The organism is Helicobacter acinonychis (assembly GCF_900461455.1).
Classification (GTDB): Bacteria; Campylobacterota; Campylobacteria; order Campylobacterales; family Helicobacteraceae; genus Helicobacter; species Helicobacter acinonychis.
The window spans coordinates 1,054,991-1,075,061 of record NZ_UGIA01000001.1 but is presented as its reverse complement, the minus strand read 5'-3'; the positions used below and the strand labels follow the sequence as shown (position 1 = coordinate 1,075,061).

Below are 20,071 nucleotides of genomic sequence, written 5' to 3'. Positions count from 1 at the left end.
GGCTTTAACTCCCAAATAAGTTTTTATGTTTTAAAAAATTCAAGATTTTAAGCGTCATAGAGCTTATGGGTAAGGTCTCTAAATCTTTAAGGCTATAAAAATTGATGGGGTTTTTTAAATCTTTTGCAGCGGCCAAATACAGGTTTAAATTGAGCTTGAATTTGGTGTGGCTGTGTTTGATTACGCCTAAAAAGGGGAGCTTGAATTCTAAATTTTCTTTTAAGTTAGGGAAATGGTGCATGCCAAAATAAAGTTTTTGCTCTATTTTTTCTAAAGCGATTTTGTTATTTTTGATGACAACGCCTAAATAACGCTCTTCTTGAATGATTTCTTGTTTTTTCTTAAGCGTGTGTTTTTCTAAATGGTTTTTACCTAAACAATAAGGGTTTAAGGGGCAAATCGCACACTTGGGTTTAGGGGAGCAAATTAAAGCCCCTAGATCAATTAAAGCTTGGTTATGATTAAAGCTTTCATTAAGATTGAGGAAGTTATTCGCTTTTCTTTGCAAATCTTTAGCTTGAATGTTAGGATCTAAACCAAAAAGCCTTAAAAGTGCGCGCTTGATATTAGCATCTACGCATGCGGTTTTTTTTCTAAAGCCAAAACACAAGATCGCATTAGCCGTGTATACGCCAATGCCGGGGAGTTTTAATAGGCTTTGATAGTCATTAGGTAGTTGTGAATGATGTTCTTTTGCACAAATTTCAGCGCTTTTTTTTAAATTTTTAGCCCTAGAATAATAGCCAAGCCCTCGCCATAACAATAAAATCTCCTCTAATTGAGCGTTCGCTAAGTCTTTTAAAGTGGGGAAGGCTTTTAAAAAAGGGAAATAAAAACGCTCAACTACCGTGTTGATTTGGGTTTGTTGGCTCATCACTTCGCTAATATAGACTTCATAAGGGGCGTTAATGCCCTTTAAATTCCTAAAGGGTAAATCCTTGCGCCCAAATTCTTCATACCATTTTAAAAGGGCGTTGTGTAAAGTTTCCAGCTATAACCACCTAAAAGCGATGGATTTTACCCAAGGCACGCACACGCTTAAAAACACGATCAAATACACAAACCCAAAAATAAGCCCCAATTTCCAAAAATCCTTGCTTTGAATATACCCACTCCCATAATAGATGGTGGATGGGCCTGTGCCATAGGGCGTTAAAATCCCCATGATCCCTAAAGATAACATCAAAAACAAACTCAATTCTTGCAAATTGATCCCTTGAATATGCGAGCCTATCCCTATAAAAAGGGCTAATAATGCACTCACATGGGCGGTGATGCTTGCGAAGAAATAATGCGATAAATAAAAGAGGGTTATGACGAGTAATAACGCTATTAAAGGATCCAAGTTGGCATGCTTTAAAAAATCGCTAGTAATATTACCGATAAAATCTAAAAAGCCTACATTTTTAAGCCCACCGGCCATCGTGAGCAACGCTCCAAGCAATAAAAAAATATTAAATGCACTCTTATTTTTAATGGTGTCTTCATAGCTTACAATCTTACAAAAAGCCATTAAAACCATGACAATCAAAGCCGTCGCGCTCGCATGCAAGCCTAAAGATTTGCCAAAAATCCAACCCAATAAAGCCAGTAAAGTGAGACTGAGCATTAAAATTTCTTTTAAAGAAAACCTCCCCATGCCCTCTAATTCTTTTTTAGCCCACAAACTCACTTCTTTTGAGCCTTTTAAGGTGGGGGTGCAGGTTTTATACGCCAATAAAGGCACAAGCAAGATTAAAAGCACCCCACAAGGCAAGAACGCTAAAAACCATGAAAACCATGAGATTTCACGCACTCCCATTTTGGTGGCGATTTCCATTGCTAGGGGATTAGGAGCGAGCGCGGTTAAAAACATGGACGAAGTGATGCAAGTTGAAGCTAATGCGACCCACATCAAATACGCACCAATTTTGTTAGGGTTATTATTGGGGGTAGATCCCATTAGAGGCGGGATAGAAGAGACGATGGGGTAGAGTATACCCCCACTTCTAGCGGAGTTGCTAGGGATAAAGGGGGCTAGACACAATTCGCTCAAACTAACCGCATAGCCTAAACCTAAAGGGGTTTGCCCTAAAAATCTAATGAGTAAAAGAGCGATCCGTTTCCCTAACAAGCTTTTTTCATACCCTAAACCCAAAATAAAAGCGACAAACACGAGCCACACCGTTTTATTTGCATACCCACTCAAGCCCCACGAAATAGCCTTATTAGCGCTCGCTATTTCACTATTAACGCCAATTTTTAACGCCACGCATAACATTAACGCGCTCAACGCTACCAAGCCTGCTGGCACCGGCTCTAAAATAAGCCCTACAATCATGCCTATAAAAACACAAAAATAAAGCCATGCGTTAGGATTTAGCCCACTAGGAGCGCCTAAAAAATACAATAATACTGCGATAAAAAAGGGGGCAAGGATTGAAACGATTGGTTTTTTCATGTTTATCCTTTCATTAAAAAAGACAAGGGGTGCACTCAATTTAAAAATCGCGCTCAAATCATCAAATTAAATTGCATTTAACTCTTAATTTAATGTTACAGAAAAATCCTAAAATTTAAGCTTTTTGAAAAAGATAAAATCTTATAATTATATTATGTTTTGCCTTGTTAAATTGACTACAAATAGGAGTATTGCATGCAAAAAAGTGTGCCTTTAAGTTACGATTATTCCATTAGCAAGCTATTTCTTTATGCAATGATTGCATTTGGGGTAGTGGGCATGTTAATAGGGATAGTGTTGGCCTTTGAGTTGTCTTTCCCTAGTTTGAATTATATTGCAGGGGAGTATGGGATTTTTGGCCGCTTGCGCCCTTTACACACCAATGCAGTGATTTATGGATTCACTCTTGGAGGGATTTGGGCGAGTTGGTATTATATTGGTCAAAGGGTGCTTAAAATCACCTATTACCAACACCCTTTTTTAAGGTTCGTGGGGCTGTTGCACTTTTGGCTGTGGATACTTCTTTTAGTGCTAGCGGTCATTAGCCTGTTTGCTGGGTTGAATCAATCCAAAGAATACGCTGAATTGATGTGGCCTTTAGACATTATTGTAGTTATCGTGTGGGTGCTATGGGGGATTAGCATGTTTGGGAGCATGAGCGTTAGGAGAGAAAATACTATTTATGTATCTTTATGGTATTATATTGCTACTTATGTGGGCATAGCGGTGATGTATATCTTCAATAACCTTTCTATCCCCACTTATTTTATCGCTGATATGGGGAGCATTTGGCATTCTATTTCTCTGTATTCAGGCAGTAATGATGCACTCATTCAATGGTGGTGGGGTCATAATGCGGTCGCTTTTGTTTTTACGAGCGGTTTGATTGGCACGATTTATTATTTCTTGCCTAAAGAGAGCGGTCAGCCTATCTTTTCTTACAAGCTTACTTTGTTTTCTTTCTGGAGTTTAATGTTTGTTTATATCTGGGCAGGTGGGCACCATTTGATTTATTCCACCGTGCCTGATTGGGTGCAAACTCTCTCTAGCGTGTTTTCAGTGGTGTTGATTTTGCCTTCTTGGGGGACAGCTATTAACATGCTTTTAACGATGAGAGGTCAATGGCACCAACTCAAAGAAAGCCCTTTAATTAAATTCTTGGTTTTGGGCTCTACTTTCTACATGCTTTCTACTTTAGAGGGGGCAATTCAAGCGATTAAAAGCGTGAACGCATTAGCGCACTTTACTGATTGGATTGTAGGGCATGTGCATGATGGCGTGCTTGGTTGGGTAGGATTTACTTTGATTGCAAGCATGTATCACATGACGCCTAGGCTTTTCAAAAGAGAGATCTATTCAGGGCGTCTTGTGGATTTCCAATTCTGGATCATGACTTTAGGGATTGTGCTTTACTTTTCGTCCATGTGGATTGCAGGGATCACGCAAGGGATGATGTGGAGGGATGTGGATCAATATGGGAATCTCACTTATCAGTTCATTGATACGGTTAAGGTGTTGATCCCTTATTACAATATTAGGGGCGTTGGGGGTCTTATGTATTTTATTGGATTTATTATCTTTGCCTACAATATTTTTATGACAATCTCTGCAGGCAAAAAGTTAGAGCGCGAGCCCAATTACGCTACGCCTATGTCTCGATCAAGGGAGGTTGAAAATGTTTAACTTTTTGGAAAAAAATCCGTTCTTTTTCACTCTTGCGTTCATTTTTGTGTTTGCGATTGCAGGCTTGGTGGAGATTTTGCCCAACTTCTTTAAATCCGCTCGTCCGATTGAAGGCTTACGACCTTATACGACTTTAGAGACAGCGGGGAGACAAATTTATATTAAAGAGGGTTGTTATAACTGCCATTCCCAGCTCATCCGCCCTTTCCAAGCTGAGGTGGATCGCTATGGTGCATATAGTTTGAGTGGGGAGTATGCGTATGATAGACCTTTCTTGTGGGGCTCTAAAAGGATTGGTCCTGATTTGCATAGGGTGGGGGATTACCGTACAACCGATTGGCATGAAAAGCACATGCTCGATCCTAAAAGCGTCGTGCCTCATAGCATCATGCCAGCCTATCAGCATTTATTTGCAAAAAAGAGCGATTTTGATACCGCTTATGCAGAAGCTTTGACGCAAAAAAAGGTTTTTGGCGTGCCTTATGACACAGAAAATGGCGTGAAATTAGGGAATATGAAAGAAGCTAAAAAAGCCTATTTAGAAGAAGCGCAAAAAATCGCCTCTGACATGAAAGATAAACGAGTGTTAGACGCCATTCAAAGAGGCGAAGTGCCAGAAATCGTAGCTTTGATCGCTTATTTGAATAGCTTGGGTAATTCTAGGATTAACGCTAACAAAAGCGCTAAACAATAGGGGGTGAGTGATGGATTTAGAAAGTGTGAGAGGCTTTGCGTATGTGTTTTTTACCATTCTTTTTACGCTCTTTTTATATGCCTATATTTTTAGCATGTATAGAAAGCAAAAAAAAGGCATCGTGGATTATGAGCGATACGGATACTTGGTGTTAAACGATACATTAGAAGATGAGTTGATTGAACCACGCCATAAAAAAGTTTATGGTAATAACACAAAGGAAAGTTAAAATGGATTTTTTAAACGACCATATCAATGTTTTTGGCTTGATTGCAGCGCTTGTGATTTTAGTTTTAACCATCTATGAATCTAGTTCGCTCATTAAAGAAATGCGCGATAGCAAATCCCAAGGGGAGCTCATAAATAATGGGCATTTGTTTGATGGGATAGGGGAATTTGCTAATAATGTGCCAGTAGGTTGGATCGTGAGTTTTATGTGCATGATCGTGTGGGCTTTTTGGTATTTTTTCTTTGGGTATCCGCTGAATAGCTTTTCTCAAATTGGGCAATATAATGAAGAGGTTAAAGTGCACAACCAAAAATTTGAAGCCAAATGGAAGAATTTGGGTCAAAAGGAATTGGTGGATATGGGTCAAGGCATCTTTTTAGTCCATTGTTCGCAATGCCATGGTATCACGGCTGAGGGCTTGCATGGGAGCGCTCAAAATTTAGTGCGATGGGGTAAAGAAGAAGGCATTATGGACACCATTAAGCATGGTTCTAAAGGCATGGATTATCTTGCTGGGGAAATGCCCTCTATGGAATTAGATGAAAAAGACGCTAAAGCGATTGCAAGCTATGTGATGGCAGAAATTTCTAGCGTTAAAAAGACCAAGAACCCTCAACTCATTGACAAAGGCAAGGAATTGTTTGAAAGCATGGGCTGTGTGGGTTGTCATGGTAATGATGGTAAGGGCTTGCAAGACAATCAAGTGTTTGCGGCCAATTTGACTACTTATGGCACAGAGAATTTCTTAAGAAATATCTTAACGCATGGTAAAAAGGGCAATATAGGGCATATGCCATCATTTAAATATAAAAACTTTAGCGACTTGCAAGTGAAAGCGTTAGCCGAATTTATCCAATCGCTAAAACCCTTAGAAAATTAAAGGAAAAGAAATGAAATTTTTAAACGGATTAGTAGGAAATTTACTGATTGTGGTTATTTTGTTGTGTGTGGCTGTTTTCTTTGGGCTTAAAGCGGTTCATATCCAAAAAGAGCAAGCCACCAATTATTACCGCTATAAGGATATTAACGCTTTAGAGATGAAGAGCACTCAAAACCACGCTAATTATGAATTGGTCAATCAAGGGAGTCAAAAATGAAATTCACCACTCTAGAAAAAATCTTAGCCCTAATGGTCGTAGCGACCATTCTAATGACGATTGTTATTTCTTTTGTGCCTAACTTGTTTTTGTTTAGCACATGAAGAGCTTATGGCTTGTCATAGCCTTTATTCATTTTTTGTGGGCGAATGGGTCTTATGTTTTTAACAATTCTAAAGGGCGTTTGGTAGAAAAAAGCGTTTCGTTTGTGGAGGGCGTTTCTAAAGAGCTTTATCTTAAAACAGGCGTGAGCTTTGTGATTGACATGACAGATTTTGAAAAAAATCCTATCATTCTAGCGGATAAAAAAGAGCGCCAAAGCTATCAAGAGGGCTTTTTAAAACAACTCAAACCCCCTTTTGTGGCATTCTTTTTTTACCATGACGCTCAAAAAATAGAATTGGTGGCTAACCCTAAAGATTTGTTAGACACTGATAAAATCTTTTTTGAAAAAATCGCTCCCTTACTGCCTGCAAATGCTAAAGAATACACGCCTTCAAGGATTTCAGCCATGCTCATCAATGGCTATTCGGTTGCAGTGGATGCTTTAGCGGAAAAATATCGTGTGAATATTACGCAAAATTTTAACGCCCCTAAGGGAGCGACTTTTTCAAAGGTGGTTATTTATATTTTGTTATTGACGCTTTTGGGTGCGTTTTTGGGGTTTTATTTTTTTAAAAAGTCTTAAGAGGGAAAATCAATGAAAGAAAAAAACTTTTGGCCTTTAGGAATTATGAGCGTGTTAATTCTTGGGCTTGGGATTGTGGTGTTTTTGGTGGTGTTTGCCCTAAAAAATTCGCCTAAAAACGATTTGGTTTATTTTAAGGGTCATAACGAAGTGGATTTAAACTTTAACGCCATGCTTAAAACCTATGAAAATTTTAAATCCAATTATCGTTTTTTGGTGGGTTTAAAACCCCTTGCAGAAAATTTTAAAACCCCTATTTTGCCTTATTTTTCTAAAGGCACGCATGGGGATAAAAAACTCCAAGAAAACCTTTTAAAAAACGCCTTGATTTTGGAAAAATCCAACACGCTTTATGCACAATTGCAACCGCTAAAATCCAATGTTAATTTGCAAAATATTCAGGTGTATTTAGCGTTCTATCCTAGCCAATCCCAACCCAGATTATTAGGAGTGCTTGATTGCAAAAACGCATGCGAGCCTTTAAAATTTGATTTGTTAGAGAGCGATAAAATGGGGCGCTATAAGATCCTTTTTAAATTCATTTTTGAAAATAAAGAAGAATTGGTTTTAGAGCAATTGGCTTTTTTTAAAGAGCTTTAGTGTTTGTATGAGATTTTGACACACAAAGTCTCTCTAAAAAATCGCTTTAAAAATTAAAAGCTTTATTTTTATTAAATATCAATAAACCTTTTTACTTTTTTAAAAAATGGGATTTTAGTTGCTTTGTTTTAAGCTCATTCCCTTAAGGGGATAGGGGGTATTTTGCGATAATGCCCCCCTTAACCCCAACAAACTACCCCCTACCCCCAAGACCGCTTTTTTTAAGAGATTATCGCTTGACTGGCGTCAAGCTCTTTACTATTTTATTTTAAAAAATGCCTTTGAGTCTTTTTTATTAACATTGAATGAGAAAAAACCTAAAATCTCTATCCAAATGGATATAATAAGGCTATGGGTTTTTTAAAAGTTTTTAAACATGACGCTTTAGGGCAAGTAGGGAATGTTGTTATAGGGAATTTTTTATTGACGCTCACGATTTTAGCGGTTTGTTTTTCCTCTCAAAGCGTTGAAGAAATAACCATGCTCACTTTAAGCTACACGCTCTTTTTTGTTTTTGGGGCGTTTTTACTAGTCGCAATCAGCGTGGGAGCGGTTAAAAACCTCAACGCGCTTTTTTCTAAAAGAGGGGTTTTAAGCTTTTCTTTACCTATTAGTTTGGAGTCTTTATTGCTCCCTAAAATCTTGCTCCCTATGGTGTTTTTTGTCTTTAGTCTGTTTTGGTTTGTGGCGAGCGTGCGTTTGGGATATTATCTTTTTAACGCACAATCAAGCGTTTTATTTATCTTGCACACCACTTTAAAAACCTTTGTGTTAAAGCCCACTAAAACCATAGGCATTGCTCTGTTTTTAGGGCTTGTTTTAATGAAATTTTTATTTGTTTTAAGCGTTTTAAATGCGGCTAGGATCAAAAGAGCGCGTTTTTTACTAGGAGGGTTGTTATTTATCTTTGTAGGGGTTGTTTTGGAATTAGCGTTTAATTCGTTGCTCCCCTTAATGCATTCTCATTTAAGCATCAATGAAGGGTTTTATTACTTCTTACAACAACAAGAATTACAAGAAAATCAATACTATCTTTTATGGGGAGTGGATTTTTTAAAAATCCTTTTATTGTATGGAGTGAGCCGTTATCTACTCGCCCATAAATTAGAATTGGATTAAGAAAAGCGGTATTTTAAATATTCATCAGTGAGCAAGCAATCTTTAGCTTTTAACAAATGGGCATAAAACCCATGCTGATAGCCTAATTCAAAAAGCTTGTCTATGGCTAAAATTTGAATCCCACTCAAGCGCGTTGAAGTCTCATTCGCATACAAGTTTAAATAGGTTTTTAATTGCTCTTTATTGACACGAATGAGCGAGCGTTCTAGCAGCATTTGAGAGAGTAAATCTTGGTGTTTTAAGGCGGTTTCAATGGCTTTAATCAAAGCCTTTTTAATCAAAATCGCGCGATACAAAGGGATAGAGCGCCTAATCGCCATGCCCCCTAAAGGCAAGGGCAAATCAATTTCAATCAATTCTTTCCAAACATCCCACAATTCTTTTTCCACTTCTAATTCGCTATGAAAATCCAAGATATTTTCATGGATCAATACGCCCGCATGCACTTTTCCTTCAAGCACCGCTTTTTCAATATCTAAGAAGTTCATATAAACGATACGCGCATGTTTGTAATAGATTTTAAATAAGAGGGCGTTTGTAGTATGCTCCCCACTTAATGCGACTCTAAAATCTTTTTTTAATTTCACGCCTTTTTTTTTCACCAATTTAGGTCCATAGCCATTCCCAAAGCTCGTCGCCGTAGGGAGCAAGGCGTAATCGTTCGCAATTTTAGGGTATAGCCCAAAACTAATCGCGCTCACATCATAAGTGTTTTTTAGGGCTTCTTTATTTAGGGTTTCAATATCTAGGGCAATGTTTTTAAATGTTTTGTTTTTAATGGGGCAATCTATCCAGCCAAACTTAATCGCATAATACATGAAAATATCATCAGCATCAGGGCTATGAGCGACACTAATCAAAGCAAATTCCTTTTATGGTAGGGTAAGCCCTTTTATTATAATAGATTTTAGGCTAGGATTTGATAGAATAAACGAATCAAATTCAATAAGGTGGTTTAATGGCGATAGATGAAGACAAACAAAAAGCGATTTCTTTAGCGATCAAACAAATTGATAAGGTTTTTGGTAAGGGGGCGTTGGTGCGCCTTGGGGATAAGCAGGTAGAAAAGATTGACTCTATTTCTACGGGCTCGTTAGGGTTGGATTTGGCTTTAGGGATTGGGGGCGTTCCTAAAGGTAGGATCATTGAAATTTATGGGCCAGAGTCAAGCGGTAAGACTACTTTAAGCTTGCACATTATTGCAGAATGCCAAAAAAATGGAGGCGTGTGTGCATTTATTGACGCTGAGCATGCCCTAGATGTGCATTATGCAAAAAGGCTGGGCGTGGATACGGAAAATTTACTCGTTTCCCAACCAGATACCGGCGAGCAAGCTTTAGAGATTTTAGAAACGATCACCAGAAGCGGAGGGATTGATTTAGTGGTGGTAGATTCTGTGGCGGCTCTTACGCCTAAAGCTGAGATTGATGGGGATATGGGCGATCAGCATGTGGGCTTGCAAGCAAGACTTATGAGCCATGCGTTAAGAAAAATCACCGGTGTTTTGCACAAGATGAACACCACTCTCATTTTTATCAATCAAATAAGAATGAAAATCGGCATGATGGGTTATGGGAGCCCAGAGACCACAACCGGAGGTAATGCTTTAAAATTCTATGCGAGCGTTAGGATTGATATTAGAAGGATTGCGGCTTTAAAACAAAACGAACAGCATATCGGCAACAGGGCTAAAGTCAAAGTGGTTAAAAATAAAGTCGCTCCGCCTTTTAGAGAAGCGGAATTTGACATCATGTTTGGGGAAGGGATTTCTAAAGAGGGCGAAATCATTGATTATGGCGTGAAATTAGACATTGTGGATAAGAGTGGGGCATGGCTTAGCTACCAGGATAAAAAGCTAGGGCAAGGCAGAGAAAACGCTAAAGCTTTATTGAAAGAAGATAAAGCCCTAGCGAATGAAATCATTCTTAAGATTAAAGAGAGTATTGGCTCTAATGAAGAGATCATGCCTTTACCGGATGAGCCCTTAGAAGAAATGGAATAAAAGGATCTTGATGCTAACGATTAAAGATATTCATGCTTTAGAAGTGATGGATAGTAGGGGTAATCCCACCATTCAAGCCAGCGTGATTTTAAGCGATAACACGAAAGCGAGCGCGATTGTGTCTAGTGGGGCGAGCACCGGTAAAAGAGAAGCACTAGAATTAAGAGATAACGACAAAACCCGTTTTTTAGGTAAGGGGGTCTTAAGGGCATGCGAAAATGTCAATACTGTGATCAAACACAACTTAATAGGGCTTGAAGCGATCAATCAAGCCTTTGTGGATGGGAGACTGAAGGCTTTAGATGGCACACCTAATTACGCTAATTTAGGGGCGAATGCCTCCTTGGGCGTGTCTATGGCGTTAGCAAGAGCGAGTGCAAAGGCTTTAAACATGCCATTATATCGCTATTTAGGGGGGGCTAACGCTTTAACTTTGCCTGTTCCGATGCTCAATATCATCAACGGCGGATCGCATGCCAATAATTCTATAGACTTCCAAGAATACATGATCATGCCTTTAGGGTTTGAGAGCTTTAAAGAAGCCTTAAGAGCGAGTGCAGAAGTCTATCACACGCTCAAAAAACTTTTGGATGAAAAAAACCAGCTCACAAGCGTGGGCGATGAAGGGGGCTTTGCACCTAATTTTAAAAACAATGTAGAACCCCTTGAAGTGATTTCTCAAGCCATTGAAAAAGCCGGTTACAAGCTAGGCGAAGAAATCGCACTCGCTTTAGATGTGGCGAGCAGCGAATTGGTGGATGAACATTTTAATTACCATTTAAAAGGTGAAAATAAGATTTTAAACGCACAAGAATTGGTGGCTTATTATAAAGAGTTGGTCGCAAAATACCCAATTGTGTCCATTGAAGATGGTTTGAGCGAAGACGATTGGGAGGGTTGGGCGTTTTTAAGCAAGGAATTAGGGCGTCAAATTCAGCTGGTGGGCGATGATCTGTTTGTAACGAATGCGAGTATTTTGCAAAAGGGTATTAAAAAAAACATTGCCAATGCGATTTTAATCAAACCCAACCAAATTGGCACTATTAGCGAGACTTTAGAGACCATAAGATTAGCCAAACACCATGCCTATCAATGCGTGATGAGCCATAGAAGCGGAGAGAGTGAAGACAGCTTTATCGCTGATTTTGCAGTCGCGCTCAATACAGGAGAAATCAAAACCGGATCCACCGCAAGGAGTGAAAGGATCGCTAAATACAACCGTCTTTTAGAGATTGAGCATGAATTAAAAGGGGGGATTTATATCGGTAAAGAGTTGTTTAAACATGGCTGAGAGCCTTTTTGAAAACGATGGAATCAAAAGCAATAAAGCACGAGACTTTTTCTATAACCATAGCTCACTTATTGTTTTTTTCCTTTTATTGCTTGGGTTTGGGTATTATTTAGGGAAATTGCTTTTTGGGGGCTCTTCGTTAGAAGTCTATTTGGATTTAAGAGACAAGCATGAACGCTTGCAACAAGAAATCACCGAATTGCAAAGCAAAAATGCACGCTTGCAAAAGCGTTTGTTTGAATTGAAAGAATTGCAGCCTAAAGATTAAGGAAAACAGCCGTGTTAAACAAAATGATAGGTTTGATCGCAGTTTTAAGCGTGTTGCTAGCTAGAGACAATCCTTTTGAACCTGAAGTCAATTCTAGGAATTTGCAAGGGGGGTTTAATGGGATTTATGATGATTATTTCAAAGAAATCAATGTGGATTTGCCCACGAGCGCTAGGATTTTAAAACAAATCACGCTCACTTACCAGGATATTGATGGCTCTATCCATTCTAAAGTCGTGGGCATTGATAAAAGCATTGATTGGCACTACCCCTTAAAACTCTCCCAACACACCCTTAATCAAGCCTCTTTTGAAAAACGCTACCGGATCCAAGATTTTGATTTTTCAATGGCAAACAACACGATGGTTTTACGCTCCCCTTATAAAGTTTTACGCTCTTTTGTGTTGGTTAAACCTTATAGGATCGTGTTAGACACGCAAAAAGGCCCTTTGGACATTTATCAAAGCGTGGGTTTAAACCAGAAGTTTTTTTCTCAAATTAAAGTTGGCACGCACAAAGATTATTACCGCATCACGCTCGTTTTAGATGGGAAATACCGCTATCTTTTGGAAGAAAAAAATGGGGCTTATGAATTAAAATTGAAATAAAAGCATGCAGCATTTAGTCTTAATTGGTTTTATGGGGAGCGGTAAAAGCTCTTTAGCACAAGAATTGGGGTTGGCTTTGAATTTGGAAGTGTTGGATACAGACATGATCATTAGCGAAAGGGTAGGCTTGAGCGTGAGGGGGATTTTTGAAGAGCTTGGCGAAGATAATTTCAGGATGTTTGAAAAAAACTTGATTGATGAATTAAAGATGCTAAAAAACCCCCATGTTATCTCTACGGGTGGGGGCATTATTATGCATGATAATTTTAAGGGTTTGGGCACGACCTTTTATTTAAAAATGGATTTTGAAACGATTATCAAGCGTTTGAGTAAAAAAGAAAGGGAAAAGCGCCCCCTTTTAAATAATTTAACTCAAGCCAAAGAGCTTTTTGAAAAACGGCAAGCTCTCTATGAAAAAAACGCTTCTTTTATCATCAATGCACAAGGCGGTTTGAAAAAATCTTTAAAACAAGCGCTACAATTCATCGCATAAATTTTTTTAAAGGCCTTTTGATGTTGAGTAGAGACATTGTCCAGTATTCCAAGATCCGCACTGAATTATACGCCTATCTTACTTATTTGTTTTCGCACAATATCCGCAACCATCTCCCTGAAATCACTTTAGAGTATTTGATCAAACAAATCAGCAAGATGCAAGCTGAAATCAAAATGGCAAAAAGTTTTTTTGTTTTAGACGCTAAAGGCATGCTTGCACTTAAGCCAAGCCATTTTAAAGAGCAGGGGCATAAGGAAGGGGCGTTAGAGCATGATTTAGTGGAAGGCATTGAATTGGAATCGCATGTGAGTTTTAGCGATAAATATTATTTTTATCAAGCCATCAACGAAAAGCGTTGCATTTTAACCGATCCTTACCCTTCTAAAAGAGGAAGCCATTTGGTGGTGAGTGCATCTTATCCGGTGTATGATCAAAATAATGATTTGGCGTTTGTGGTGTGCTTGCAGATTCCTTTAAGGGTGGCGATTGCGATTAGCTCGCCTTCAAAGTATTTTAGAGCCTTTAGCGAAGGGAGCATGGTCATGTATTTTATGATTTCTGTCATGCTCACTTTAGTGTCGTTGCTTTTATTCGTGAAATGCATTTCTAGTTTTTGGACAGCGATTATGTATTTTAGCAGTTTTGATATTAAAGAAGTGTTCCACCCCATCGTGCTTTTAACTTTAGCCTTAGCTACCTTTGATCTAGTCAAGGCGATTTTTGAAGAAGAAGTTTTGGGTAAAAATAGTGGGGATAACCACCATGCAATCCATCGCACGATGATCAGGTTTTTAGGCTCTATCATTATCGCCTTAGCCATTGAGGCTTTAATGTTAGTGTTTAAATTCAGCGTGAGCGAACCGGATAAAATCACTTATGCGGTGTATTTAGCGATTGGCGTGGCAGTGCTATTGATCAGTTTAGCGATTTATGTTAAATTCGCTTACAGCGTGTTGCCTAAACGAGAACGCTAAAAGCTTGAGAGTTTTTCTTTCAGGCGTTTGAAAATTCTATTCAATCTAAAAAAGACATATTCTAAAAGGGTTTTTGGATTGAGTAGGGGAGCTAAAAATTCAAAGGTTTTTTGCTTGTCTTTAAGGCTTAAAAAAGTTGTCATTTGTTTGAGGAATTTCACGGAGTATTCAGCATAAAAAGGGGTTTTTAAAAGAATCTCATGCCATTCTTTGGAATATAAGGCAGAGGGTAAAACCCAAGGTTTTCCTGTAAAATAAAAATGCAGCATGATAATTTCTTTTTTGTTGGGGATAAAGCGTTTTTGATTGACCATGAAAGGGTGGGTGTTATAAAGATAAGGCAAAATTAAAACCTTTTGATAGCATGCAAGCGTCAAAAGATCCTGTTCAGGGTAAAACACGCTTTGACCTTTTTGATGGGCTAGATTGAATAGTTGATCTTCTAAATGATCAGCACGCCATAATTTTAGATTTGCGATTAAAAATCCGGCGTTATAGTTGCTTTCATAAATGATTTGCATGTCGCTTTCATTAAGGTAATGCTCATAGAGAAAAAATTTTTGGCGAGGCTCCCTTTCTCTTTCAATTTGGAAATGTTTAGGGCTTTTAGAAGAGGCAAAATCTTTAGCCACTCCCAAATAATCATTATCTATGGGGATAAAAAAGCTCTCGCTAATATCATTTAAAAACAAAGTGTCCGCATCAAACATGATAATCTTGTCGTATTCTGGGAATAAAGAAGCCAAAAACAAGCGGCACATGACCATTTTAGAAAAGCGCGTTTTGGCATAATCGTTGAGCTGCAAAAAGGCTTCATTGATTTTATCAATCACAAAAGGTTCTATTGTGATAGTGGAATGGCTGGGCTCTGAAATATCCATAAAATCCACGCTAGAAAAAGCGCTAAAGGGGGCTAGAGTCTCTTTTAATTTGTGTTGGTTTTCTGCACTTAAATGATCCACCAAGCAATAGATTTTATAAAATAACTTTTTATTATAATTCTCTGTTTTAGCGTTCGCTAGCATGGAATATAAGCTCACGCCAGCTGGGATAGCGTAATTATTGTCAAAAGCGATAACAATAGGGATAGTGGCATTCATTTCAAATTATTTCCATAAACACTGATTTTAACCATAAAGATTTAAGCTAAATTTATTCTATTTTTTTAATATTATACTATAATAGCCTATTAGATTGGAGTTTTACTAATTTTTCTTTGAGTGAGCGTGGAGCGTTTGCTTATAGTTTTAAGGAACGAGATGATAAATAGTTGGACTAAAAAGTGGGCTTTTATTTTGTTTTTAATGGCAGGCTGTTTGGGTCATTTGATGGCTCGAACCGGTGAGGCGTACCTTAAAAAGGCTAATCAAGCCCTTAAGATGGGGCACCATCAAAAAGCGGTGGCGTTTTATAAGAGGAGTTGTAATTTGAGGGTGGGGGTGAGTTGCACGAGTTTGGGCTACATGTATGAAGATGGCGAAGGCGTGGATCAAGATATCACAAAAGCCGTTTTTTATTACAAAAGAGGGTGTAATTTGCACGATCGCCTCGCTTGCGCGAGTTTGGGCTCTATGTATGAAGATGGCGACAGTGTGCAAAAAGACCTTTCAAAAGCCCTTTATTATTACAAAAGAGGGTGCCATTTAAAAGAGGGAGTGAGTTGCGGGAGTTTAGGCTTTATGTATTTTAAGGGCGTTGGCGTGACACAGGATGATGTTAAGGCGCTTGCTTTAAGCAAACAGGCTTGCAATTTGAATTATGCGGTTAGCTGTAATTTAGCAGGCTATATGTATAGAAACGCCAAAGGCACAGAGCAGGATCTAAAAAAAGCCTTTATGAGTTTTAGAAGAGGTTGTCATCTAAAAAATGGGGCGAGTTGCACGAGTTTGGGCTACATGTATGAAACCGGTATTTATGTCAATCAAAGTGGGGAGCAGGCTTTGAGTCTTTATAAAAATGGTTGCTCTTTAAAAGAGGGGAGTGGTTGCCATAATGTCGCAGTGATGTATTTAAGCGGTAAGGGTGCTCCAAAAGATTTAGAGAAAGCCACTTCATTTTATGAAAAAGGGTGTTCTTTTGGCTTTAGCGGTAGCTGTAAAGCGTTAGAAATTATCCGCGACAACCCTGATATTTATTATAATGGGCATAAGTAAAGCTTCTGAGAATAGATAGGGATTAAGTCTCTATCTATAACCATTGAGAATGCGATAAAAATCTAGAATTTAGGATTTAGAACCGCTTTTATTGAGTCCTTTTTTGCCTTTAGTGGTTTAAAGATTAAACAAAAGAGCTTGATTTTAACAAGTCATAGCTTTACAAAAAGCGGTGGTTAGGGGGATTTTAAGAAAGATGGGTTGTAGGGAATCATTTCAAAACCCCCCCTTAAGAAAATAGCTTTTAAAATCTAAAACAAAGTAGCCAAAACCCTATTTCAAAAAACTAAGGCTTTAATTTTTAGTTTTAAAATCCAATAAAAGATTGAAAAGGGTTTTATCATAAGTTTTATCATAATATGATAGGGCTAAATTGTTTATGTTGGGATAAAATGATAAACTTCCAAGAAGTGGTTCCAAAAAGATCGCTTTTGGAGAAAGGATTATTAAAAAAGGTTGGGTTAGCGTGAAATTTGTTTAAAATACTTTTATATTTTCATCATTCTTTATAAGATTTTACAAAATTGTAGCAACAAAATGCCTTTGAGTGTTTTTACAAAAAGTTAATACCCTATACAAAAATGATAGCGTTTTATATGGTTTTATGGAGTTTTAGTTACTGTTTGTAGCCCTCTAGCTTTAGCTATGGGGAGTGTGTCAAATTTCACTCAATATTCGTATAAAGCGCGACCACATCATCATCGTCTTCAATTTTATCCAGTAATTTTTCGGTAAGCTCCATTTGTTCGTCATTCAATTCAATGGGCGTTGTGGCGATGCGTTGCAAACTCGCTTTTAGAATGGGTAATTTCAAGCTTTCAAACCCCTCATTTAAGAGTTTAAAGCTATTATAATCCCCCCTAATAATGATCTTATCTCCCACTTCTTCTAACTCTTCCAAGCCATAATCAATGAGAGCGAATTCCAAATCTTCTAAACTTAATTTTAAATTTTCCACTTCATTTTTTAAGCATTCAAACACGCTTTTTCTATTGAACATAAACTCCAAAGAGCCATTAGGCACGATGCTCGCCCCTTGCGTTTTATTGAAATAGCTTTTAAGGTTGGCAACGGTTCTTGTGGGGTTATCGGTCATGCATTCCATGATGATTAGCACGCCAAAATTCGCCTTACCCTCATAGGTGGTTTCACTCAAATTCCCCTCTTTACTGCTCGCTCTTTTAATCGCCGCATCAATATTATCTTTAGGCATGTTTTGCGCTTTAGCGTTTAAAATTGCTGTTCGTAGCTTGGCGTTCGTGTCCGGATCGCCCCCGCCATCTTTTGCCGCTAGAGTGATCGCTTTTGCGAGTTTGGGGAAAACCTTACTCATCTTATCCCATCGTTTTTCTTTAGCCGCTCTTCTGTATTCAAACGCTCGTCCCATTCAATTCCTTTGTAATAAGTTAGCCACTTCTTTAGCATGATAGCTAATAATCATATCCGCTCCCGCTCTTTTAAAGCAAGTCATCGTTTCTAACAGCACGCTTTCATAATTGATCAAGTTGTGTTTTTGAGCGAGTTTGAGCATGGCGTATTCCCCACTCACATTATAGAGCGCTAAAGGGAGTAAAGTGTGATTTCTAATCTCTTTAACAATATCCAAATACGCTAAAGCCGGTTTGACCATTAAAATATCCGCGCCCTGTTTTTCATCTTCTAAACTTTCTAAAAGCGCTTCTTTTTGATTGCCGTAATCCATTTGATAGCTCTTCCGATCGCCAAAACTTGGTGCGGAATTTGCCGCATCTCTAAAAGGCCCATAATAGCTGCTCGCAAATTTAGTGGAATAGCTCATAATAGGCGTGCAAAAATACCCAGCCTTATCCAGTGCGTTTCTTAAGCTTAAAACATTCCCATCCATCATGCTGCTTGGGGCTAAAATATCCACACCGCTTTCGGCTAAAATAAGCCCTTGAAGGTTTAAAATCTCTAGCGTTTTATCGTTAGACACAGAAGTGTTTTCTAAAATCCCGCAATGCCCATGGTCAGTGTATTCACAAAAACACAAATCCGCTATAACGATCAAATCCTTAAATCGTTTTTTAATCTCTCTCGTGGCTCTTGCGGCAATATGATCCTTATTTAACGCATGGCTTCCTGTGGCGTCCTTGTGTTTAGGGATACCAAACAATAGAACGGCTTTGATACCAAGACTCACCAACTCTTCGCATTCTTTCAAAAGAGGCTCGATACTCATTTGATAAACCCTAGGCATGGAGCTAATTTCATTTTTAATATTACCATCGCTTTCTATGACAAATAGGGGGGCGATGAAATCGTTAATATCTAAACGCGTTTCTCTTATCATAGCCCTTAAATTTTCGCTACTTCGTAGTCTTCTCAATCGTTTGAACATGTTTTCCCTCTATACATTGGCTTTCTTTAGCTTTGCAATCGGTCTTTTTTGTCTCTTTCATCTCTTTTATTTCTTTCAAATTTTCGGAGGGGGGGGTAGCTCTTCGCCATTTTTTAAATCGCAATAATTCAAAACGCAATCATGGATAGTGAAACAATTTTTCCCCTCGCTATAATGGTAGCTCAAATCCAACCCCATAGTCTCTAAAGCATTTTTAATGATATACATGCCTAACCCAAAGCCATGGGCTTGGCTTGGGTTAGGAGATTTAAAATAAGGTTGCAAATACTTTTCAAAATCTTCTTTTAAAGGCTCGCCTTTGTTTGAGATCACCAAATCATTGCCGATGAAGTCCAAAAACACTTGTTTGTCATCGCTGTATTTGATCGCATTGTCTATCATGTTTTTTAACGCTATGGAAAACAAGTCAAAATCCGCTTCAATGATATGATTTGAAGAGGGCACATGGATAGGGCTTTCTTTATCCATATCAATCAAAAGCATTTTTTCAATCTTATCAATCAAATCGCTGATTAAAAATTTTTCCTTACTGTGCCTATAATTTTTTGAAGCGAGCTGCTCAATGCGGGCAAATTGCTCAATCAGCATGTTCAAGCGTTCAAAAATAGAAATGAAGCGCTTTTGAGGCAGTTCTTCTTTGAGCATTTCGCTTAAGAGCCTGCCTTTTGTGATAGGGGTGCGCAATTCATGCATGATGGAGCGCAAGAATAAGATCCGTGATTCATCCAACGCGTTGATTTTTTGGATGCAATGATCAAATTCGTTAGCTAGATCCCCTATTTCATCTTTTTGCTTGCTCTTGCAACTCACGCTTTTATCCCCTTGAGCGAAGCGATTGACTTGAGTCCTTAACTCTCTTAAAGGCAATAAACTCTGCAAAACAAGTAAAAAGAGCGATAAAATCAACAACAAGCCTACCGTAATCGCAAAGAAATAATTCCTATAAGAAATGGAGTGTAAATCCTTATAAAGCACAAAACGCTCTTTCTTTTTCAAAAGGATAAAAATCATGTCGCTGAATTTAAACACTTCCGCATACCCCATATCTCTATGGTGCAACTGGTGGCGTCTTTTGACTAGAATTTTTTCTAAATTTTCTATCGTGGTTTCCCTAAAACCAATTTTATAGAGGTAAGCTTCTACGGCGTCATAATCAGAGTATTTGTTTAAAATTTCATTAATCGTGGTCACAAATTGATAGTGGCGCATTTCATTTTGATACTTTTCGTGATTGATTTGAGAAGACACGAAATAGTAAGCGAACGCCCCAAAACTAAAGAGCGTTATCGTAAACAAAACGAAAACTTTAAAAAAGATAGAAAAACGCAAAATCCTTTAGCTCCTTATTA

Annotated in this window: 22 protein-coding genes; 15 read left to right on the top strand and 7 right to left on the bottom strand. The window is 38.2% G+C overall.

Going from position 1 to position 20,071, the window contains the following annotated elements:
• Nucleotides 1-4: 4 nt before the first annotated feature.
• Together DYI00_RS05155 and DYI00_RS05150 are read right to left on the bottom strand one after the other, a co-directional pair.
• Nucleotides 5-991 carry an adenine-specific DNA glycosylase gene (locus DYI00_RS05155; RefSeq protein WP_081430791.1) on the bottom strand — a complete coding sequence of 329 codons (987 nt, stop codon included), beginning with the start codon at nt 989-991 and terminating at the stop codon, nt 5-7.
• On the bottom strand, nt 992-2,440 hold the full coding sequence (locus DYI00_RS05150) for a DASS family sodium-coupled anion symporter (protein ID WP_011577280.1): 1,449 nt from the start codon (nt 2,438-2,440) through the stop codon (nt 992-994). It abuts the gene before it with no gap.
• 195 nt (nt 2,441-2,635) lie between these two features.
• Here DYI00_RS05150 and ccoN point away from each other — a divergent pair, with 195 nt between their 5' ends.
• From ccoN to DYI00_RS05110, 8 genes are all read left to right on the top strand, one after another.
• Complete coding sequence (gene ccoN / locus DYI00_RS05145) at nt 2,636-4,123, top strand: cytochrome-c oxidase, cbb3-type subunit I (protein WP_011577281.1); 1,488 nt, start codon at nt 2,636-2,638, stop codon at nt 4,121-4,123.
• A complete protein-coding gene (ccoO, locus tag DYI00_RS05140) occupies nt 4,116-4,817 on the top strand; it encodes a cytochrome-c oxidase, cbb3-type subunit II (RefSeq protein ID WP_041600174.1) in 702 nt (233 codons plus the stop codon). Before ccoN ends, ccoO begins: the two co-directional genes overlap by 8 nt.
• A 10-nt stretch (nt 4,818-4,827) precedes the next feature.
• Entirely contained in the window at nt 4,828-5,046 is a 219-nt protein-coding gene (locus DYI00_RS05135; protein ID WP_011577283.1) for a cytochrome c oxidase, cbb3-type, CcoQ subunit, read from the top strand.
• A gap of 1 nt (nt 5,047) precedes the next feature.
• Entirely contained in the window at nt 5,048-5,926 is an 879-nt protein-coding gene (gene ccoP, locus DYI00_RS05130; RefSeq protein WP_011577284.1) for a cytochrome-c oxidase, cbb3-type subunit III, read from the top strand.
• A 10-nt stretch (nt 5,927-5,936) separates the two neighbouring features.
• A complete protein-coding gene (locus DYI00_RS05125; protein ID WP_011577285.1) occupies nt 5,937-6,143 on the top strand; it encodes a DUF4006 family protein in 207 nt (68 codons plus the stop codon).
• A 100-nt stretch (nt 6,144-6,243) separates the two neighbouring features.
• The gene (locus tag DYI00_RS05120) at nt 6,244-6,831 is read left to right on the top strand and encodes a hypothetical protein (protein WP_011577286.1); all 588 of its coding nucleotides are present in this window, start codon (nt 6,244-6,246) and stop codon (nt 6,829-6,831) included.
• Nucleotides 6,832-6,843: 12 nt separating this feature from the next.
• Nucleotides 6,844-7,431 (top strand): hypothetical protein, encoded by a 588-nt coding sequence (locus DYI00_RS05115; protein WP_011577287.1) that lies wholly within the window; start codon nt 6,844-6,846, stop codon nt 7,429-7,431.
• Nucleotides 7,432-7,782: 351 nt separating this feature from the next.
• Nucleotides 7,783-8,550 carry a hypothetical protein gene (locus DYI00_RS05110; RefSeq protein ID WP_011577288.1) on the top strand — a complete coding sequence of 256 codons (768 nt, stop codon included), beginning with the start codon at nt 7,783-7,785 and terminating at the stop codon, nt 8,548-8,550.
• Here the strand turns inward: DYI00_RS05110 and DYI00_RS05105 are convergent.
• Nucleotides 8,547-9,410, bottom strand: coding sequence for a menaquinone biosynthesis family protein (locus tag DYI00_RS05105; protein ID WP_011577289.1), 864 nt, complete (start codon nt 9,408-9,410; stop codon nt 8,547-8,549). The two genes, DYI00_RS05110 and DYI00_RS05105, sit on opposite strands and share 4 nt — an antisense overlap.
• A 98-nt stretch (nt 9,411-9,508) precedes the next feature.
• Here DYI00_RS05105 and recA point away from each other — a divergent pair, with 98 nt between their 5' ends.
• Genes recA through DYI00_RS05075 form a run of 6 tightly spaced genes read left to right on the top strand, consistent with a single transcriptional unit; the run spans nt 9,509 to nt 14,189 of the window.
• On the top strand, nt 9,509-10,552 hold the full coding sequence (recA, locus tag DYI00_RS05100) for a recombinase RecA (protein ID WP_011577290.1): 1,044 nt from the start codon (nt 9,509-9,511) through the stop codon (nt 10,550-10,552).
• Nucleotides 10,553-10,562: 10 nt separating this feature from the next.
• Nucleotides 10,563-11,843 carry a phosphopyruvate hydratase gene (gene eno / locus DYI00_RS05095; protein WP_011577291.1) on the top strand — a complete coding sequence of 427 codons (1,281 nt, stop codon included), beginning with the start codon at nt 10,563-10,565 and terminating at the stop codon, nt 11,841-11,843.
• Entirely contained in the window at nt 11,836-12,111 is a 276-nt protein-coding gene (locus DYI00_RS05090) for a hypothetical protein (RefSeq protein WP_011577292.1), read from the top strand. The genes eno and DYI00_RS05090 overlap by 8 nt, the downstream gene beginning before the upstream one ends.
• Nucleotides 12,112-12,122: 11 nt before the next feature.
• Nucleotides 12,123-12,719, top strand: coding sequence for an AMIN domain-containing protein (locus tag DYI00_RS05085; protein WP_011577293.1), 597 nt, complete (start codon nt 12,123-12,125; stop codon nt 12,717-12,719).
• Between the two features lie 4 nt (nt 12,720-12,723).
• On the top strand, nt 12,724-13,212 hold the full coding sequence (locus DYI00_RS05080; protein ID WP_011577294.1) for a shikimate kinase: 489 nt from the start codon (nt 12,724-12,726) through the stop codon (nt 13,210-13,212).
• Nucleotides 13,213-13,232: 20 nt separating this feature from the next.
• Nucleotides 13,233-14,189, top strand: coding sequence for a PDC sensor domain-containing protein (locus tag DYI00_RS05075; protein WP_011577295.1), 957 nt, complete (start codon nt 13,233-13,235; stop codon nt 14,187-14,189).
• Here the strand turns inward: DYI00_RS05075 and rfaJ are convergent.
• Complete coding sequence (gene rfaJ, locus DYI00_RS05070) at nt 14,186-15,289, bottom strand: HP0159 family lipopolysaccharide 1,6-glucosyltransferase (protein ID WP_011577296.1); 1,104 nt, start codon at nt 15,287-15,289, stop codon at nt 14,186-14,188. The genes DYI00_RS05075 and rfaJ overlap by 4 nt on opposite strands.
• Nucleotides 15,290-15,448: 159 nt before the next feature.
• Here rfaJ and DYI00_RS05065 point away from each other — a divergent pair, with 159 nt between their 5' ends.
• Nucleotides 15,449-16,342, top strand: a complete 894-nt coding sequence (locus tag DYI00_RS05065) for a tetratricopeptide repeat protein (protein ID WP_115365295.1) — start codon at nt 15,449-15,451, stop codon at nt 16,340-16,342.
• 664 nt (nt 16,343-17,006) lie between these two features.
• Here DYI00_RS05065 and DYI00_RS05060 read toward each other — a convergent pair.
• From DYI00_RS05060 to arsS, 3 genes are all read right to left on the bottom strand, one after another.
• Entirely contained in the window at nt 17,007-17,729 is a 723-nt protein-coding gene (locus tag DYI00_RS05060) for a YebC/PmpR family DNA-binding transcriptional regulator (RefSeq protein WP_011577298.1), read from the bottom strand.
• Nucleotides 17,730-18,701: a porphobilinogen synthase gene (gene hemB, locus DYI00_RS05055; protein WP_011577299.1), complete on the bottom strand. Its 972-nt coding sequence runs from the start codon at nt 18,699-18,701 to the stop codon at nt 17,730-17,732.
• Between the two features lie 75 nt (nt 18,702-18,776).
• On the bottom strand, nt 18,777-20,051 hold the full coding sequence (gene arsS, locus DYI00_RS05050; RefSeq protein WP_011577300.1) for an acid-sensing histidine kinase ArsS: 1,275 nt from the start codon (nt 20,049-20,051) through the stop codon (nt 18,777-18,779).
• Nucleotides 20,052-20,071 lie beyond the last annotated feature (20 nt).

Excerpts from the sequence above, each read along its gene's own strand:
- DYI00_RS05080 (WP_011577294.1), top strand. The coding sequence starts at position 12,724 with ATGCAGCATTTAGTCTTAATTGGTTTTATGGGGAGCGGTAAAAGCTCT.
- DYI00_RS05135 (WP_011577283.1), top strand. The coding sequence starts at position 4,828 with ATGGATTTAGAAAGTGTGAGAGGCTTTGCGTATGTGTTTTTTACCATT.
- ccoP (WP_011577284.1), top strand. The coding sequence starts at position 5,048 with ATGGATTTTTTAAACGACCATATCAATGTTTTTGGCTTGATTGCAGCG.
- DYI00_RS05150 (WP_011577280.1), bottom strand. The coding sequence starts at position 2,440 with ATGAAAAAACCAATCGTTTCAATCCTTGCCCCCTTTTTTATCGCAGTA.
- DYI00_RS05120 (WP_011577286.1), top strand. The coding sequence starts at position 6,244 with ATGAAGAGCTTATGGCTTGTCATAGCCTTTATTCATTTTTTGTGGGCG.
- DYI00_RS05090 (WP_011577292.1), top strand. The coding sequence starts at position 11,836 with ATGGCTGAGAGCCTTTTTGAAAACGATGGAATCAAAAGCAATAAAGCA.
- rfaJ (WP_011577296.1), bottom strand. The coding sequence starts at position 15,289 with ATGAATGCCACTATCCCTATTGTTATCGCTTTTGACAATAATTACGCT.
- DYI00_RS05075 (WP_011577295.1), top strand. The coding sequence starts at position 13,233 with ATGTTGAGTAGAGACATTGTCCAGTATTCCAAGATCCGCACTGAATTA.
- DYI00_RS05115 (WP_011577287.1), top strand. The coding sequence starts at position 6,844 with ATGAAAGAAAAAAACTTTTGGCCTTTAGGAATTATGAGCGTGTTAATT.
- recA (WP_011577290.1), top strand. The coding sequence starts at position 9,509 with ATGGCGATAGATGAAGACAAACAAAAAGCGATTTCTTTAGCGATCAAA.
- DYI00_RS05125 (WP_011577285.1), top strand. The coding sequence starts at position 5,937 with ATGAAATTTTTAAACGGATTAGTAGGAAATTTACTGATTGTGGTTATT.
- hemB (WP_011577299.1), bottom strand. The coding sequence starts at position 18,701 with ATGTTCAAACGATTGAGAAGACTACGAAGTAGCGAAAATTTAAGGGCT.
- DYI00_RS05060 (WP_011577298.1), bottom strand. The coding sequence starts at position 17,729 with ATGGGACGAGCGTTTGAATACAGAAGAGCGGCTAAAGAAAAACGATGG.
- eno (WP_011577291.1), top strand. The coding sequence starts at position 10,563 with ATGCTAACGATTAAAGATATTCATGCTTTAGAAGTGATGGATAGTAGG.
- DYI00_RS05065 (WP_115365295.1), top strand. The coding sequence starts at position 15,449 with ATGATAAATAGTTGGACTAAAAAGTGGGCTTTTATTTTGTTTTTAATG.
- ccoO (WP_041600174.1), top strand. The coding sequence starts at position 4,116 with ATGTTTAACTTTTTGGAAAAAAATCCGTTCTTTTTCACTCTTGCGTTC.
- DYI00_RS05110 (WP_011577288.1), top strand. The coding sequence starts at position 7,783 with ATGGGTTTTTTAAAAGTTTTTAAACATGACGCTTTAGGGCAAGTAGGG.
- ccoN (WP_011577281.1), top strand. The coding sequence starts at position 2,636 with ATGCAAAAAAGTGTGCCTTTAAGTTACGATTATTCCATTAGCAAGCTA.